Here is a 13,557-nt window from a genome sequence, read left to right on the forward strand (position 1 = left end):
GTCCGTGGCCCCCGGCAGACTGTAACTGTCAGATCCACAACAACAGACCACGACAGAACAGGACAAGACACCATGGGAGCTACTTCGACTCACAAGCCGGCCGGCCAGAAGCCGGCGGAGTACTTCGCTGACTACTTCACCCACGGCGAGATCATCGCCAGCGCGGCACGGAGGAACCCGAGCTTCTCCCCCGGCTGCGGCGACTGGCAGTACGAGTTCTACGCCGCTGTGCGCTATCTGGAGCCCCACCCGCACGCCGGCGAGGTCTTCGCGCTCGTGGTGCTGTACTCGGTCGCCCCGGGCAGCTACTACAACTTCACGTACAAGGACATGGACGAGACCATGGGCCCCGGTGCCTCGAGCGCCCCGCGGGCCGTGCTCGAGGCGCTGACCCCCACCGATCACGAGTACGCGAAACGAGTGGCGTGCGCGCTGCTGGGAGAACCTGCAGCGCGAGGAGGCGAAGCCGCGCGTGCAGCGCGGCTCGCGGATCCGGTTCTCGACGCCGCTCACGTTCAGCGGCGGGTTCCGCACGTCTGAGGACACGGTCTTCGAGGTCTTGAGGCGCGACGAGCTCCGCGTCGTCGACGCCGGCATGCGCGTGCGGATCCCCCGTTGGCGTTCCCGCGACTTCATCGTCGCCTGAGATCGGCAGGAGGAAGTCGCATGGTCATGGATCGCGGGACGAAGACGATCGTGAAGCTGCTGAAGGCGAACACCGGCGCAAGCGACATGCGCCGCGTGTTCGCCGACTTCTGCGAGGTGTCCGCCGTGGCGCTGCGCAACCGGGTGGACCCCGTGGGATTCCAGGAGCGGGAGGACGAGTACGAGAAGACCAGGGAGCGCTACGGAGAGGCCGCTATGAACCGCTTCGCCGAGGCGCTCGCGCTGGTCGTGCTCGAGCTCGACCAGGATCCTCGTGACGTGCTCGGCGAGACGTACATGCAGCTGGAGATCGCGAGCAAGGATCAGGGGCAGTTCTTCACCCCGTACAGCGTCGCTCAGCTCATGGCGAGCATGCAGCTCGCCGATGCCGCCCAGCTGTTGGAGACGCAGCCCTTCATCTCCGTCGCCGAGCCCGCGTGCGGAGCCGGCGCCATGGTGATCGCGGTCGCCCAGCACCTCGCGTCGCAGGGGATCGACTACACGCGGCGGATGCACGTGACCGCGAACGACCTGTCGCTGATCGCGGTGCACATGAGCTACGTGCAGTTCTCGCTGCTCGGCATCCCTGCGTTGGTGCATCGGGCGAACACGCTCACGCTCGAGCACTTCGATACCTGGGCGACGCCGGCGCACGTCCTGGACGGCTGGAGCGCTCGATTGCGCGAGCGCACGGCGACGAGCCCCGCCTGAGAGCAGATCCTGGAGGGGGCCGGCCGAATGTCGGAGGCCCCTGCCAGACTGTAACCGTCAGATCCACAACAGTTACCGGAAGGTTCCCTCATGAACATCTCTCTCATCACCGACAAGGCCGAACGGCGCGCTCGGGCCGCCTGGTCCCTGATCTCGGACCCGTGTGATCCGGACGCCACCGCGGTGGTCGCCGATCTCGGGTTCGTCGACGCCATGGAAGCCCTGCAGGATCCGCAGCGTGCGGCGGATCTCGCCGAGCACAGCGCTGGACGGTCCTCCGCCGTTGCACGCTGGGTGAGCCGCCTCTCCGACGCGCAGACGTCCGCGGTCCTGCGCAAGGCCGAGCACGACGGCGTGCACCTGGTGGATCCGCTGTCGGTTCCCGGGATCGCGGACCTCGACGCCGAGGTTCCTCATCTGCTGTGGGTGCGCGGCGACGTGCAAGCCCTGGAAGCCGCCGATGCCCTGGCGTGGTCTGGGGCGCGGGCCTCGAGCGCATACGGCGAGCACGTGAGTCAGGAGATCGTCTCCGAGCTCGCCGCGGGCGGCACTGTGGTGCACAACGGCGGCGCGTACGGAATCGATGGGACCGCCGCGAGGGCCGCCCTCCGCGCCGGCGGCCGCACCGTGGTGTGGACGGCCGGCGGCGTCGATCGCACCTACCCGAGCGGGCACACAGAGCTGTTCAACAGGATCGCCGCCACCGAGGGCTGCGCGATCGTCTCCGAGTCCCCCACCGGTACCGCACCGACGCGCCACCGGTTCATCACCAGGGGACGGATCGTTGCGGCAGCCACGCGCGCCACGGTGATCGCCGAGGCGGGCGCACGCTCCGGCGCTCTGAACCTGGGTGCGCACGCACACCGGCTCGGCCGCAGCCTCGGCGTGGTCCCCGGCCCAATCACCTCAGCTGCCAGCACCGGCTGCCACATTCTTGCCCGAGAGTACGGCGCACAGCTGATCACCTGCGCCGCGGATGCGCGGGAGCTCCTCAGCCACGGAACGGTCGCCGCCGAGTCGGCGGCGGAGGAGGTCGCCGCACTCGTCTGATCCCGCTGAGGGCCTCGTCCTGGACGCGTTTCGGGGCGAGGCCCTTCGAATGTCGGCGGCCCCTGCAAGACTGTAACTGTCAGATCCACGGTTAACAGATTGGATGATCATGAACGAGATGATGACGCTGAGGGCTCAGGGTAAGGCGGAGCTGTTCGGGGCGGTGACCGCGGTACTCGGGTTCACGCCGACGCAGTCGCTGGTGCTGCTCCCCTTCTGCGGCGAGCGCAGCACGGGTGCGATGCGCGCGGATCTTCCGGTGAGCGCCGAGGATGCGGGCCCGATGGTCGCGCAGCTGCTGGAGATGGTGTGTCGGGTGCCTGGGGTGACGGGGTTCGTTGCCGTTGTGTTCACGGACGGCACGGCGCGTGAGCACGAGCCGCTTGCGCAGGCGCTGCGCCTGGTCGCGCCCTTGTTCGATCTGGCCGCGATCGAGATCCTGTACCTGACCCCGACCGGGTGGGGTGACTTCTTCGGCGCCGGTGAGGCCCCGTTGGACACGCTCCCGCCGCACCCGCTCCCGGAGTCTGTCGCGGACGGTGACCAGCACGCCGGGGCGTCGCTTCCCGTCGTCGACGAGCAGCTGCGTGCGGGGATCCGCACAGCGCGCGCCGTCGTGGCGGACACCACCGCCTGCAACCTGTTCGAGGAGGTCCTCGGCTGGGATCCGGCACAGCTGGATCCCGTGAAGGCCGCGGCTCTCGCCGCGCACCTGGCGAAGCCGTTGCTGCGCGACGTCGCTCTCATCCAGTGGGCCAGCAGCATCGAGCAGGGCCGGGACGCGATGGAGATGCAGCGCGCCGGTGCGATCGACGCACAGGTCGCCGCGATCATCGTCGGCGACTCGGCGCGACCGGATCCGGCACGCCTGGATTCCGCGTTCGAGGTCTGCCGGATGGTCGCCGCTCACACCGAAGGCGCGCAGCGCGCGGCGGCCCTGACCGTGTGCGGGTGGCTGTCGTGGGCCCTGGGACGGTCCACCCGGGCCGCGTTCTTCATCGAGCAGGCGACTCGGACGGTCGGAGCACCGACGTTCACGGCCACACTCGCGGAGATCATCGACCGCGGCCTGGTCCCGGCCTGGGCTTTCGCCGGTTGAGCACCTGGTGCCCCGGGTCCAGCCCGGGGCACCAGCGCTGCGGCGAGCGCGAGCGGGCAGGATGTCCAATCCGGCGCGCCGCAGGCACCCCTTGTAGGTGAGACGACCGGCATGCCGGCGCGGTCTACCGAATGTCGCCGACCTGCGATAGGCTGTGAATGTCAGATCCACAGTTCGAATGTTGCGGGTGATCCGCACAAGGACGAAGGGCCCACGAATGACCGACCCGAGCATCGCCGGCAGCTACACCCGCCCTGTCGGCGATCCCCACGACTGGGCGGCGACCTGCCGCTGGGAAGACGCCGGCAGGCCAGAAATCGAGAAGGACGGCAGCTGGTTCGTGCTCGTCGACCGGCCCCAGCTCGACGAGCAGGAGCTCGACGCCATCGGCGCCGCCGAAGAGCAGCCGGCAGGCCTGTGCGGCACCGTGCGCCCCGGGACACTCGGCTACCAGCAATGCTGGCGTCGCCCCGGCCACCGCCCGCCGCACATCTCCCAGGACCAACAAGCGTGGATCTCCTCCCACGACACTGACGACCACAGCGGGACCAACTGATGGCGATCGCACACCTGAGCTACGTCATCTGCGACATCTGCGGAATCCCCGCCGCACAGCCGGAAGAGAACGCTCGCAGAGCGCGACGCGCTGCAGACCGCGCCGGGTTCACATCGATCATCCGAGAGCACGACCTCGGCAGAGTGAAGGCCCGGCACGACTACTGCCCAAAGCACGCACCCGCAACCCGCGAGATCTCCAGCAAGGAGCAGACCAATGACTGAGACCATCCAGTGCGGAAGCGACAACCACGACGGCGGTCTCGCCGACGCGGTCGTCATCATCACCCCCACGAACACAGCCCCCACCGCCCGCTGCCTCTGGTGCGCCGAATCCCTCATGACCCACCTCATCCGCACCGGCACCGCCTTCACCGCCAGCCCCACCGGCGCCAACACCAACAGCGGCACCGCCCCTGCCGAGCCGGCGGCCGCGCTCGCCGCAGAAGCCGACCACGGAGAGGAGGTCGGTGTCAGCTGGGAAGAGGGGCTCGTGCTCCACGCAGGCGACGCCGACTGGCATCCCTGGGACGAAGCCGTCTACGGCGCCCGCCCGGGAAACGATCGCTAACCGCCTCAGACCTCCGAGTACGTCACCCGTTCGACGCCAGCGAAGAAGGGATCCAGCTCATGACGAACCCAGCCAATGCCGTCCCAGAAACGTCGCGACGTCGCGTCGTCGTTCAACGCGGTCATGCGTGGCAGCGGGTACATCGCTCGGATCGCCTGCACCGTCGCCAGTCCGATGCCCTGCCGGCGGGCCGAGACCGCGACCTCGAGCGCGAGAATGTCGAGCTGCCCGTGCGGCATCGGACCGAGCGGCTTACGGTCCAGCGGCCCCGGCTCGAGGATGAACTTGCACCGAGCAACCTCGACGCCATCGCGACGGGCGGAGAACCAATGATCGACGTCGTCGACTCGGAGCTCCTCGTCCCACCACGGCGCCAGGAACTCCTCCGACGGCGCGAATACCCGCCAGAAGCGACCCCTCACCCGCGGCCGCACCTCAACGAGCGTCAGGGATCCAGCGTTCATACGCCGACCGTAGCCGACCCCATCCCGATGCCGTCACCTCCTGAAAGGTCCCAGACCCGCACTATGATCAAGCTCGGCGCCCGACTGCTGGCCCCCTCCTCCCTCAGCGGAGTGATGTGGTCCTTCTGTCCTGTGGATCTGACAATTCCAGGCAGCAGTCGGGCGCCGCTCTCCTCTCACCGCGGAGCCGCATGATGCCCATCCACACCGACGGCATCGACCTCCTCGTCACCGCTGCCCTCGCACTCATCGAACACCCCGATGCCACCCCCGAGGCGCAAGTCATCGTGGCCGACGGCACCGGCCTCACTCTCGCCGCGGCGCTCGCCGCGGACGGGGACGGCGGCGGGTATCGGTGGCAGCCGATCGCCGAGATCCTCACTGCCGAGCTTGTCGACGAGCTGCTCCCGCAGATCGAACGCACCCGCCTGGCGTACATCGACGCCGCGCACCATGTGCCCGGTTGGGTCGACTCCCCTGCTCGCCGCTTCATCGACCTGCTCGGCGCCGAGGTCCGCGCGCGCCTCGACCGGGGCACGACGAATCCCAACGTCGGGATCCTCACCTCGGCCGAGCTCGAGGAGACCGCGGCCGACTGGCGCCGCCCCACAATCCACGCCAGCAGCAACCTCACCGACCCCGAAGGGGATCCCCATGGCCAGCCGTGAAGTCGTCGGAGACGAGTACATCGCCATCGCACTCGGCATCAAGATCGAGACGGTCCGCATCCAGCGCATCCGCCGGAAGGACTTCCCCAAGCCCATCGACCCCAAGGCTCGGGTGAAGCTCTTCCCCCGCGCCGCAGCGGACCGCTACATCAGCAAGTACCGCGCGGCCGACGCTCCGGAGATCACTCCGCCGGCGCACCTGGTCATCGACCTGAACAAGACGGTCGGCCTCGACTACATCGCCCGCGAGCTCCGCATCTCTCTCAAGACCGCGCGCACCTATGCCGCCGACGGGCCGCAGCGCCCCGAGGGGTTCCCCACCCCGGTCAACAACTGGGTCGCCCGAGCCGAGCCGCTCTACGACCACCGCGACGCCGATGTCTTCATCGCGTCCCGCCTCGCCAGCTCTGCCTTCCGCCGTGGCCGGCTCAACGCCGCCGGCGCCACCCGCACCGCCCTCAAGGCCGCGGCCGCCACGGCAGAGCTCCTCGGGCATGAGATCAACCTCGACAACCGCCGGCAGCTGCAGCACGCACTCTTCAATGAGCGTGGCCTGCCGGCGACCGAGGAGACTGCGAGCGGCCCGTCGGTGTCGACCCGCGCGCTCGTTGCGCTGTACAAGCAGCACCCGGACGAGGTGCTGCAGCAGGTACTCATCTACCGCGACGTCCCTCTGCCCACGACATGAACGCGTTCCGGATCCGGGTGCGCTGCACCGATTGCACCGGCGCCGACGAACAGGGCTGTTTCGGCGGTGGCGTCAGCTGGGTGCAGACCGCTCTCGTGTCCGGCGACTTCAGCTATGACGGGCAGCAGTACTCCATCGGCGACGTCGACATGAACCCCGCCGATGCTGCCGCCTTCGAGGACCGCGCGCTCGCCGAGGCCGTCGCGGGTGTTGGTGATCGCGCGGAGCTCGCTGGGCCGTGGGCACTCGAGGTGGTCGCGATCGCTTGACGGGGCTCAGGCGACGCGGGAGACCTGCACCTGCACCTGGTCGTCGACGTCCTCGAGGCGGACCTTCAGCTGCCCGAGCTCACGCAGCGCGCGGATCTTCCCCTTGGTGATATCGGTGACGGCGACGTGCGCGAGTTGCTTCTTGTCCCGCGGGTAGCTCTTCCAGGTAAGCCACTGCCCCGCTGGCGCCGCAGCGAGCGTGCGGGCGCGAGCGATGGCCTGCTGTTTCGGCGACGGGACCGGGGCGGGCCGGTGCCCGAGGATCTGGTCGACCGGGATCCCGTCGACGTCGGCTTCGTAGCGCGCGATGTCGTGCGCCCGGGTGCCCGGGTCCAGCCGACCGGTGCCCGCGCGGATTGCCGCGTCGGCGGCCGCCGCGGTGACCGGCTCGAAGGTCATGCGCTGGTCGTAGTAGAAGTCTTCGTAGAGGCCGCCGTTGAAGTGGAACTGGCCGGTGTTCTGCACGTAGGAGTAGAACTGGCCCTCGGCGTTCTCGTAGGCCACCCAGACGGCGTGACCGTCGGGATTCCTCACCAGATACAGGTTCACGGTTCTCACCTTCTCACTCTCTCTTCTTAGTTTATCTTAGTCTTGTCTTACGCGCCAGGTCCGGGCTGCTCGCGAGCTGCAGGGCCCCTCGGCGCCGGGTAACTCTTCGGTTGAACCGAGACACCACCGATGGTCAGGTTCTGCAGCCCACCCGGGGTGATCACCGTGCTCCACGCGTCGACCATGGTCTGGTGCGCCTCGACTCGGCGAGCGCGCGGCGTGTGGGGGTCGCGCGCGACTTCGTACTCGACGTGGAACTGGTCCTTGATCGCGATGCCGTCCTCGGCGTGGAACTGGATCTCGACATCCTGGCCGGTGCTGTTCTCGAGGACGATTGAGTGGAGCCCCTTGTAGGGGTTGCCGTTGACGTAGGAGTGCTCGAGCTCCTTGAGGGTCCACCCGCGTTCGATGAGGGTGTTGATGGTGGCGTGGGCGGCGGGGACGACGTCGCTGGCGTGGGGGGCGACGACGGTGTAGCGGATGAAGTCGCTGAGGCTGGCGCTGATGGTGCGGGGGCTGCGTGAGGGGTCGGCGTCGAGCTTCTTCTGGATCTTGGCGGCGAGGGAGCGGGGCGACTTCATGCGGTACTCGAGGCCGTGCATGCGGCAGCCGTCGGGCATCGCGTCGATGACGGCCGCGGTGATCGCGGGCTCGGCCTTGGCGATGCGCTCGAGGTCGTGGATGGCGGTGCCGGCGACGGTGGGCCCGAACTCGTCGTAGAGCTCTTCGGCGGTGGGCACGTTGCCCCAGTCGACGTGCGGTGCGTTCTCGGTCGCGTCGGGTTCGAGGTCTTTCAGATCGTGGGTGCGCAGGTCCTCGTGGTGCAGGCAGCGGCGGCCGCCGGCGTCGATGGACCTACACATCGGCGAGAGCCTCGCGAGCCGCGGCGTACTTCTGGGCGAGTCGGGCCCGGGTGGTTTCATCCAGGAGGGCGGTGCGGGCCGGGTCGGTGTTGTCGTCGATGTCGGCGTGCTTGACCTGCAGGGCTCGTGTGTTCTGTCGCACCCGGGCGTAGTAGTCCTGTCGGGTCTCGCCGGGTCGTTTGGTGAGCGCGTCGACGGCGTCGACGATCTCGTCGGGGAACTCGAGGCGGAGATCGTCGAGGGTGACCGTGGTGTCTTCGACGACGTCGTGCAGCCAGGCGATCGCCTCCAGCTGCGCGTTGCCCTGAACGCGCGCGGCGACGCGTGCCGGGTGATCGATGTACGGGTGTCCGGTCTTGTCGACCTGGCCGGCATGGGCGGCTCTGGCGATGGCTTCGGCTCGTGTCTGTCCCCTCATGCCTGCATCTTAGAAAGTGGGGAGGACCTCCCTGATTGTGGATTGGCCAGCTCAGCGGCGCAGCGATCGGGTGGCCTGCGCGCGGGGCGCGGCGCCGGGTTCGGGTTCGGGCAGAGTGACCGCGTTGCCCCACACCCAACAGCGGAACTTCTTGTCGAGGATGGTGAAGGAGACGCCAGCTGCTTCTGAGGTGGTGCGGTGAATCCAGCAGTCCATGTGCACCGGGATGGTGCCGAATCGGACCCACGCCTTCGCCCGGATCGGCTTGGGGTAGATCGTGACCGGCGTCTCGTCGAGCTGCAGCTCCTTCTCGGTGAGCGACTGCAGCGGGTTCTCCCTGGCGACCTTCAACAGGAAGTGGTCGGCGGCCGCATCAGATTCACGCTGGCTCGTGCCCACCGCGATCAGAACCCGTCGCGCGCGACCGACGCGGAGATCTTCGCCTTGTTCTCTGCGTCGCGCTTGATCTCCTCGTCGCACCAGTTCTCCGCGGCGAGGAGTCCGTCGCACACGGCAACGACGTGCCGCTTCTTCGGATCCGGCGCCCACCATTCGACGCGGTGCTTCACGAGCGTCTCCCCCGTCTCGCGCAGCACCAGCGCTCCCTCGACGATGAGGAATCGTGCGTGGTAGTACTTGTCCACCACGAGCCACTGAGAGCGGGCGAGCTGGATCACGTGCACATTCGCACCCTATCCCGATTCGAATTTGTGTTCTATCCTGTTAACCCATGAGTGTGCAAACAATCGAACAGCCCGTGACGCTGTGGATGGTGAATGATGTGCCCGCGCGGATGGTCTACGCCGGCAGGCGGTGGCGCGTGACGGACATCCCGACCAGGATCCGGCACTCGATCTGGTCCGTCCCACTGGAGAATCCACACCCGCTGTTCGGGTGGCGCTTCCAGGGCACCGACGACGCCGGCGACTCGCTGGTGTTCGACGTCTACGCGAGCGTCGACGGGTGGCACGTGCACCACACCTACTCCTGAGCCGCTGCAACAGCGGCGAGCGGGACCCGCGCCGTTCCGCCGACCCCGCGTGTATTTGTCCCCCACCGCCACGCCGTCTTAGTCCAACCACGCGCGTGCACCCGGTGCGTGTATTGGGAGCCGTGGCAGCGCCCTGCCGTTCCCTATGCTGAGGCGCATGTTGCACACTCCCCTGCACCGCCTCCTCGGCGAGAACCCCGGGCCGATCACCGACCAGATGATCAACGACGCCGTTGCCCAGGGGATCCCCGAGGGGGACCAGCTCGACTGGAAGCGCGGACTCCCTCCCGAGAAGGACTTCCGCGACAGCCACGTCAAGGACATCGCCGCGTTCGCCAACGCGGACGGCGGGATCATGGTCTTCGGAGTCACCGACACCGGCGCCAAGGCTTCCGGCCGGCACGACGCCGGCGAGCTCACCGAAGGCTACGAACGCACCATCCGTCAGGTCTGCATGGCGGCGATCACTCCCCCGGTGTTCGGCGTCGAAGCGATCGCCATCCCGTCCGCGACCGGAGGCCCGCGCGCGGTTGCGCTCGTGATCCCCGCGAGCACGGACGGCCCGCACCTGATCTTCCGTGACGACAGGTTCGGGGCCCCGCTGCGCACCGGCGCGGACACCATCTGGATGAAGGAACCCCAGATCGAATCCGCGTACCGGGCGCGGTTCGACGGCGCACGCCGCAACGAACGGGCGCTCCAGCAGATCTACGAAGACATGACGGCCGCGGTGAACCCCACGGCCGCCGCGGTACTCGTGGGAGCTGCGCGGCCGCGACGACCCCTGCACCATGTCGGCCGCCGTGATACCGCCACGCCGATCGTCGATCGCGCGACTCTCCTGGCTCGCTGGTGGCTGAGCGGTCTGGATAAGTACGGCCCGCTCGAGCACGTCGAGATCTACCATGAGCGCCCAGCCTTGGGCGGCCTGTACATGCCGGCCAGAGCCGGCGGCGACGCCCGGGAGGCGCACGCCGTCGTCTACGATGACGGATCCGTCGGTCTTGCCTGGCGAGCTGGTGGACACCCACACGAGAAGACGAACGAGCCCTACGCTGCCCACGCGATCCCCACCCTGGCGGTCGAAGCCTTCGCCGCGTCCCTCCTTGCGCTCGTGCACGCGGTGGCCGAGGATGCACACTCTGGCGACTATGAGGTCGTCCTCGGTGTCGAAGTCGCCGGCAGCACGGGACGGACACCCGAGTTCCATATCCGCAACGCGGCCCCACCGAGCGGCGTCCATCGACCACTGCACCCTCGGTTCCGTCCCGTCCGCATCATCGCCGACCCGGCGACCAACGACCACGACTTCATCCAAGCCCCGATCGACCTCGCGACCCTCGCCCTCAACCAGGTCGGCATCAAGCAGCCCACCATCCTCGATCGTTCACTTCCCCCGCGCCGGAGATACAGCTGACGACCGCACGGGCCGATTCCTGCTGGATCCGAAACACCGCGCTGGTCGAGGCCGGAAGGCCTCGCGAGGAGGACACTGGTGTCGTCAGGTCGTGTCCCCCCGGCGCGGTTGTCTTAGCGTCGAAATGTGCTTGAAATTTTCAATACACGTTGACACTCCTGATAGGCTGAGCCGCAGCTCATCTCGCGCCCTCGCGCGAAGGGAAGCGGAGGCTCACCCTCTCACGAGCATCCCCATGCATACACCCTCGGCCATCTGAAGCGTCGAAGTTTGCTGGCATTTTTCATGCACCACCCCCGCCGCCTCTTGCCCGGGGCTGGGCTCCTTGAGCGGTTCCACGCGCTGCGCCCGGGCATACGCAAGCTGGCCCCACACCGAGGTGCGGGGCCAGCTCTGCGAGGCGATGGGAGGCCGGGGGCTCACGGTCGGGGAAGGCCGGGTCCTTTCGACTTCCCCCGACCGGGCCTACCGATCAGCATCACGTCCCGGGCACTTGTTGCGTCTTGCGATCGCTGGGCGCGTATCCGGAGGCATACCCCCAGCCCTGTTCTGCGAAGTGGCCGCGGAGCATCTTGCCCCTCCGGAGTGAGGTGCTCCCGTCCGCATCGAGCTCGCAGATGGTGGCGTCAGCGGGAGCAGCGGCGACGGCCGCGTCATAGGTCTGGAAGGCGCCGATGGTGCGCTTGAAGAGCGGTGCATAGTCGTATGCGATGAACAGCACACCGGGGTCAGGCGTGCGCTTCGTGCGTTGCACCTGGGCGGCCTCGACGATCTGTCGGAGCGGGTCGTCGGCATCACGGTTCGCGACTCGGAACGCCTCACGCGCACGGAGAGCGTCGAGCTCGGGGATGGAGATCGGTGCGCCGATTTCGCCCCACTGGGTGACCTCCAGTTTCCGGTCGTACCGGTCCCCGTAGATCGCTTTGAGCGTGCTCGCTCGCACCATGGTGTCGAGCGGCATCTTGAACACCTGGGTGTTGTGCCGGTAGAACTCCTCGAGATTCTCTGAGGCTATCCAGCCGGCTTCCTTCGCGTAGTCCGCGACCTCGCGGATGCAGTCTTCTTCGATGCGCTTGAGCAGCTGCTCGAGGTTGATCGCGAAGCCGTCGATCACTGGTGCGTCTTCGTCGTCGAGCCACCGGCCGCGATCGCTGGGCGAGAACTTGGTCGAGAAATAGATGTGCATCGGTCGCTCCCTCGTTCGTTCGTCGGTGCGGCTTACGGTCGGCCCCACTGGCCGAAGATCGCCTGCTCGAGCGCGGCACGGATGCTGCCGGCTTCCTCAGCGGCCCGCTCGAGCACCTGGCTCGCCTCGAGCGAGATCCGGTTGCTGAGCGGAACGGTGATCTCGCGCTTCTTGCCGCGCGGCGCCGCGGCGGCGGGTGCGGTGCCCGCAGCGGGCGCCTCGACGGCGGCCGGCGCCGTGACCTCGGAGCTCGGCGCATCGGTCGCTGCCGGCGGGGCGACGTCGATCGGGTCGACGCGGTCGTCGGCGGCGGGCTTCGGTGTCCGCTTGAGGGTCATCGGTCGGTCCATGTCAGCGTTCATCGTGCCACCTTCTCTGCGATCTCCTTGTAGGCCGTGAGGACGGGTTCGCCCTTTCGGTAGTTGCCGTACCACTGGCCGCTCATGCGGGACTCCTGGACGATCACGCGCGCGGGCACGATCGGGGTGAGCAGCATGTCCGTTTCGCGCAGCTGGTCGATGACCTCCTTGGCGACGCGGGTCATCACGGTGTCCCCGACGTTGCCGAGGACGATGCCGGCTTCCTCGATGGTGACGTTCGCACCCTGGCGCTCGCGCAGCCGGCGGAACTCGGCGACGCTCCGGCGGCCGCCCTCGACGCCCTTCAGGCCGTCCTGCGTGGGCGAGGCTGCATAGATAACGGCGTTCGCGGCATACAGGGCTGACAGGGTCAGCGGCCCGCCCTGCCGGTTCGGGCAGTCGATGATGACGACGTCGGCCTCGACGCCCTGCAGGGACTCCTTCAGGCGGAGCTCCAGGCCCTGTGAGTTGTCCTTCTCGCGGTTGGAGAGGCTGCGGTCGGACGGGATGACGCGCAGCTTCTCGTGCCAGCCGGACGGGACGGCGAGCTGCTCGGCCCAGCCGTCGACGTCGTCGTTGCCGAGGATCGCGCCGACGTGCAGGCCCTTCTCCTTCGGCTCGATTCCGAACCAGTCAGTGGACGCGCCACGCGGATCCAGATCGATGAGGAGCGTTTCCTTGCCGGCGAGCGCGAACGCCATGGCGAGGGAGATGGCGGTGGTGGTCTTTCCCACTCCCCCGGATTCGCTGTAGACCGCGTACACAGTAGTCATTCGATCCCCTTCTTTCATGCATGCATGCATGCTGTCTTGCTTGCTGTCTTTCAAACTTGAGTCGAGGTTACATTAGGGAAGATCATTCATGCAAGCATGCATGCTGTATGTCTTGCAGTCAGTCTTGCTTGCTGTCTTTCATGCATGCTGTCCTCAATGGTCATCGTCCAAACTTACTTTCATGCATGCATGCATGCTGTCTTGCTGGATCGGATGCGACCGGAGATACTGCGCAGCAGCGGGGGAGTGGTGGAGTGATCGTGGGGGGATGCGACCGGACC

General features: G+C 67.7%; 22 protein-coding genes. 13 read left to right on the forward strand and 9 right to left on the reverse strand.

Annotation, left to right across the window (positions count from 1 at the left end; genetic code table 11):
- The first annotated feature begins 72 nt into the window (after positions 1-72).
- From ABD882_RS18470 to ABD882_RS18500, 8 genes are all read left to right on the forward strand, one after another.
- Positions 73-540 (forward strand): hypothetical protein, encoded by a 468-nt coding sequence (locus ABD882_RS18470; RefSeq protein ID WP_345188954.1) that lies wholly within the window; start codon positions 73-75, stop codon positions 538-540.
- Entirely contained in the window at positions 473-646 is a 174-nt protein-coding gene (locus tag ABD882_RS19145; RefSeq protein WP_425563397.1) for a DUF6927 domain-containing protein, read from the forward strand. The genes ABD882_RS18470 and ABD882_RS19145 overlap by 68 nt, the downstream gene beginning before the upstream one ends.
- A 20-nt stretch (positions 647-666) precedes the next feature.
- Positions 667-1,356 (forward strand): N-6 DNA methylase, encoded by a 690-nt coding sequence (locus tag ABD882_RS18475; RefSeq protein WP_345188955.1) that lies wholly within the window; start codon positions 667-669, stop codon positions 1,354-1,356.
- Positions 1,357-1,446: 90 nt separating this feature from the next.
- On the forward strand, positions 1,447-2,406 hold the full coding sequence (locus ABD882_RS18480; RefSeq protein ID WP_345188956.1) for a DNA-processing protein DprA: 960 nt from the start codon (positions 1,447-1,449) through the stop codon (positions 2,404-2,406).
- A gap of 109 nt (positions 2,407-2,515) precedes the next feature.
- Positions 2,516-3,505, forward strand: a complete 990-nt coding sequence (locus ABD882_RS18485) for a DUF4192 family protein (RefSeq protein WP_345188958.1) — start codon at positions 2,516-2,518, stop codon at positions 3,503-3,505.
- A gap of 217 nt (positions 3,506-3,722) precedes the next feature.
- Positions 3,723-4,061, forward strand: coding sequence for a hypothetical protein (locus tag ABD882_RS18490; protein ID WP_345188959.1), 339 nt, complete (start codon positions 3,723-3,725; stop codon positions 4,059-4,061).
- On the forward strand, positions 4,061-4,285 hold the full coding sequence (locus tag ABD882_RS18495) for a hypothetical protein (RefSeq protein WP_345188960.1): 225 nt from the start codon (positions 4,061-4,063) through the stop codon (positions 4,283-4,285). Before ABD882_RS18490 ends, ABD882_RS18495 begins: the two co-directional genes overlap by 1 nt.
- Positions 4,278-4,631: a hypothetical protein gene (locus ABD882_RS18500; protein ID WP_345188962.1), complete on the forward strand. Its 354-nt coding sequence runs from the start codon at positions 4,278-4,280 to the stop codon at positions 4,629-4,631. The genes ABD882_RS18495 and ABD882_RS18500 overlap by 8 nt, the downstream gene beginning before the upstream one ends.
- Before the next feature lie 5 nt (positions 4,632-4,636).
- Here ABD882_RS18500 and ABD882_RS18505 read toward each other — a convergent pair whose 3' ends face one another.
- Positions 4,637-5,095 carry a hypothetical protein gene (locus ABD882_RS18505; protein ID WP_345188963.1) on the reverse strand — a complete coding sequence of 153 codons (459 nt, stop codon included), beginning with the start codon at positions 5,093-5,095 and terminating at the stop codon, positions 4,637-4,639.
- A gap of 191 nt (positions 5,096-5,286) precedes the next feature.
- On the opposite strand from ABD882_RS18505, the gene ABD882_RS18510 reads away from it, so the two are divergent.
- Genes ABD882_RS18510 through ABD882_RS18520 form a run of 3 tightly spaced genes read left to right on the forward strand, consistent with a single transcriptional unit; the run spans position 5,287 to position 6,720 of the window.
- Complete coding sequence (locus tag ABD882_RS18510; RefSeq protein WP_345188964.1) at positions 5,287-5,763, forward strand: hypothetical protein; 477 nt, start codon at positions 5,287-5,289, stop codon at positions 5,761-5,763.
- Positions 5,750-6,451, forward strand: a complete 702-nt coding sequence (locus ABD882_RS18515) for a hypothetical protein (protein WP_345188965.1) — start codon at positions 5,750-5,752, stop codon at positions 6,449-6,451. Before ABD882_RS18510 ends, ABD882_RS18515 begins: the two co-directional genes overlap by 14 nt.
- The gene (locus ABD882_RS18520) at positions 6,448-6,720 is read left to right on the forward strand and encodes a hypothetical protein (protein WP_345188967.1); all 273 of its coding nucleotides are present in this window, start codon (positions 6,448-6,450) and stop codon (positions 6,718-6,720) included. The genes ABD882_RS18515 and ABD882_RS18520 overlap by 4 nt, the downstream gene beginning before the upstream one ends.
- A gap of 6 nt (positions 6,721-6,726) precedes the next feature.
- Here the strand turns inward: ABD882_RS18520 and ABD882_RS18525 are convergent, their stop codons facing one another.
- From ABD882_RS18525 to ABD882_RS18545, 5 genes are read right to left on the reverse strand one after another with little or no spacing between them, the layout of a single operon-like run.
- Entirely contained in the window at positions 6,727-7,278 is a 552-nt protein-coding gene (locus ABD882_RS18525; protein ID WP_345188968.1) for a hypothetical protein, read from the reverse strand.
- 38 nt (positions 7,279-7,316) lie between these two features.
- Complete coding sequence (locus tag ABD882_RS18530) at positions 7,317-8,132, reverse strand: hypothetical protein (RefSeq protein ID WP_345188969.1); 816 nt, start codon at positions 8,130-8,132, stop codon at positions 7,317-7,319.
- Positions 8,125-8,550, reverse strand: a complete 426-nt coding sequence (locus ABD882_RS18535; RefSeq protein ID WP_345188970.1) for an HD domain-containing protein — start codon at positions 8,548-8,550, stop codon at positions 8,125-8,127. The genes ABD882_RS18530 and ABD882_RS18535 overlap by 8 nt, the downstream gene beginning before the upstream one ends.
- Before the next feature lie 51 nt (positions 8,551-8,601).
- Positions 8,602-8,949, reverse strand: coding sequence for a hypothetical protein (locus tag ABD882_RS18540; protein WP_345188971.1), 348 nt, complete (start codon positions 8,947-8,949; stop codon positions 8,602-8,604).
- 5 nt (positions 8,950-8,954) lie between these two features.
- Entirely contained in the window at positions 8,955-9,233 is a 279-nt protein-coding gene (locus tag ABD882_RS18545) for a hypothetical protein (protein WP_345188972.1), read from the reverse strand.
- A 47-nt stretch (positions 9,234-9,280) separates the two neighbouring features.
- On the opposite strand from ABD882_RS18545, the gene ABD882_RS18550 reads away from it, so the two are divergent.
- Together ABD882_RS18550 and ABD882_RS18555 are read left to right on the forward strand one after the other, a co-directional pair.
- Complete coding sequence (locus ABD882_RS18550) at positions 9,281-9,541, forward strand: hypothetical protein (RefSeq protein WP_345188973.1); 261 nt, start codon at positions 9,281-9,283, stop codon at positions 9,539-9,541.
- A 157-nt stretch (positions 9,542-9,698) separates the two neighbouring features.
- Positions 9,699-10,958, forward strand: a complete 1,260-nt coding sequence (locus ABD882_RS18555) for an AlbA family DNA-binding domain-containing protein (protein WP_345188974.1) — start codon at positions 9,699-9,701, stop codon at positions 10,956-10,958.
- Positions 10,959-11,436: 478 nt separating this feature from the next.
- Here the strand turns inward: ABD882_RS18555 and ABD882_RS18560 are convergent, their stop codons facing one another.
- From ABD882_RS18560 to ABD882_RS18570, 3 genes are read right to left on the reverse strand one after another with little or no spacing between them, the layout of a single operon-like run.
- Positions 11,437-12,144: a hypothetical protein gene (locus tag ABD882_RS18560; RefSeq protein ID WP_345188975.1), complete on the reverse strand. Its 708-nt coding sequence runs from the start codon at positions 12,142-12,144 to the stop codon at positions 11,437-11,439.
- Positions 12,145-12,176: 32 nt separating this feature from the next.
- Positions 12,177-12,506: a hypothetical protein gene (locus ABD882_RS18565; RefSeq protein ID WP_345188976.1), complete on the reverse strand. Its 330-nt coding sequence runs from the start codon at positions 12,504-12,506 to the stop codon at positions 12,177-12,179.
- On the reverse strand, positions 12,503-13,276 hold the full coding sequence (locus tag ABD882_RS18570) for a ParA family protein (RefSeq protein ID WP_345188977.1): 774 nt from the start codon (positions 13,274-13,276) through the stop codon (positions 12,503-12,505). Before ABD882_RS18570 ends, ABD882_RS18565 begins: the two co-directional genes overlap by 4 nt.
- Positions 13,277-13,557 lie beyond the last annotated feature (281 nt).

Origin of the sequence: Microbacterium panaciterrae, from assembly GCF_039541635.1 — a bacterium.
Lineage (GTDB): Bacteria > Actinomycetota > Actinomycetes > Actinomycetales > Microbacteriaceae > Microbacterium > Microbacterium panaciterrae.

Excerpts from the sequence above, each read along its gene's own strand:
- ABD882_RS18470 (WP_345188954.1), top strand. The coding sequence starts at position 73 with ATGGGAGCTACTTCGACTCACAAGCCGGCCGGCCAGAAGCCGGCGGAG.
- ABD882_RS18475 (WP_345188955.1), top strand. The coding sequence starts at position 667 with ATGGTCATGGATCGCGGGACGAAGACGATCGTGAAGCTGCTGAAGGCG.
- ABD882_RS18480 (WP_345188956.1), top strand. The coding sequence starts at position 1,447 with ATGAACATCTCTCTCATCACCGACAAGGCCGAACGGCGCGCTCGGGCC.
- ABD882_RS18485 (WP_345188958.1), top strand. The coding sequence starts at position 2,516 with ATGAACGAGATGATGACGCTGAGGGCTCAGGGTAAGGCGGAGCTGTTC.
- ABD882_RS18490 (WP_345188959.1), top strand. The coding sequence starts at position 3,723 with ATGACCGACCCGAGCATCGCCGGCAGCTACACCCGCCCTGTCGGCGAT.
- ABD882_RS18495 (WP_345188960.1), top strand. The coding sequence starts at position 4,061 with ATGGCGATCGCACACCTGAGCTACGTCATCTGCGACATCTGCGGAATC.
- ABD882_RS18500 (WP_345188962.1), top strand. The coding sequence starts at position 4,278 with ATGACTGAGACCATCCAGTGCGGAAGCGACAACCACGACGGCGGTCTC.
- ABD882_RS18505 (WP_345188963.1), bottom strand. The coding sequence starts at position 5,095 with ATGAACGCTGGATCCCTGACGCTCGTTGAGGTGCGGCCGCGGGTGAGG.
- ABD882_RS18510 (WP_345188964.1), top strand. The coding sequence starts at position 5,287 with ATGATGCCCATCCACACCGACGGCATCGACCTCCTCGTCACCGCTGCC.
- ABD882_RS18515 (WP_345188965.1), top strand. The coding sequence starts at position 5,750 with ATGGCCAGCCGTGAAGTCGTCGGAGACGAGTACATCGCCATCGCACTC.
- ABD882_RS18520 (WP_345188967.1), top strand. The coding sequence starts at position 6,448 with ATGAACGCGTTCCGGATCCGGGTGCGCTGCACCGATTGCACCGGCGCC.
- ABD882_RS18530 (WP_345188969.1), bottom strand. The coding sequence starts at position 8,132 with ATGTGTAGGTCCATCGACGCCGGCGGCCGCCGCTGCCTGCACCACGAG.
- ABD882_RS18535 (WP_345188970.1), bottom strand. The coding sequence starts at position 8,550 with ATGAGGGGACAGACACGAGCCGAAGCCATCGCCAGAGCCGCCCATGCC.
- ABD882_RS18550 (WP_345188973.1), top strand. The coding sequence starts at position 9,281 with ATGAGTGTGCAAACAATCGAACAGCCCGTGACGCTGTGGATGGTGAAT.
- ABD882_RS18555 (WP_345188974.1), top strand. The coding sequence starts at position 9,699 with ATGTTGCACACTCCCCTGCACCGCCTCCTCGGCGAGAACCCCGGGCCG.
- ABD882_RS18560 (WP_345188975.1), bottom strand. The coding sequence starts at position 12,144 with ATGCACATCTATTTCTCGACCAAGTTCTCGCCCAGCGATCGCGGCCGG.
- ABD882_RS18565 (WP_345188976.1), bottom strand. The coding sequence starts at position 12,506 with ATGAACGCTGACATGGACCGACCGATGACCCTCAAGCGGACACCGAAG.
- ABD882_RS18570 (WP_345188977.1), bottom strand. The coding sequence starts at position 13,276 with ATGACTACTGTGTACGCGGTCTACAGCGAATCCGGGGGAGTGGGAAAG.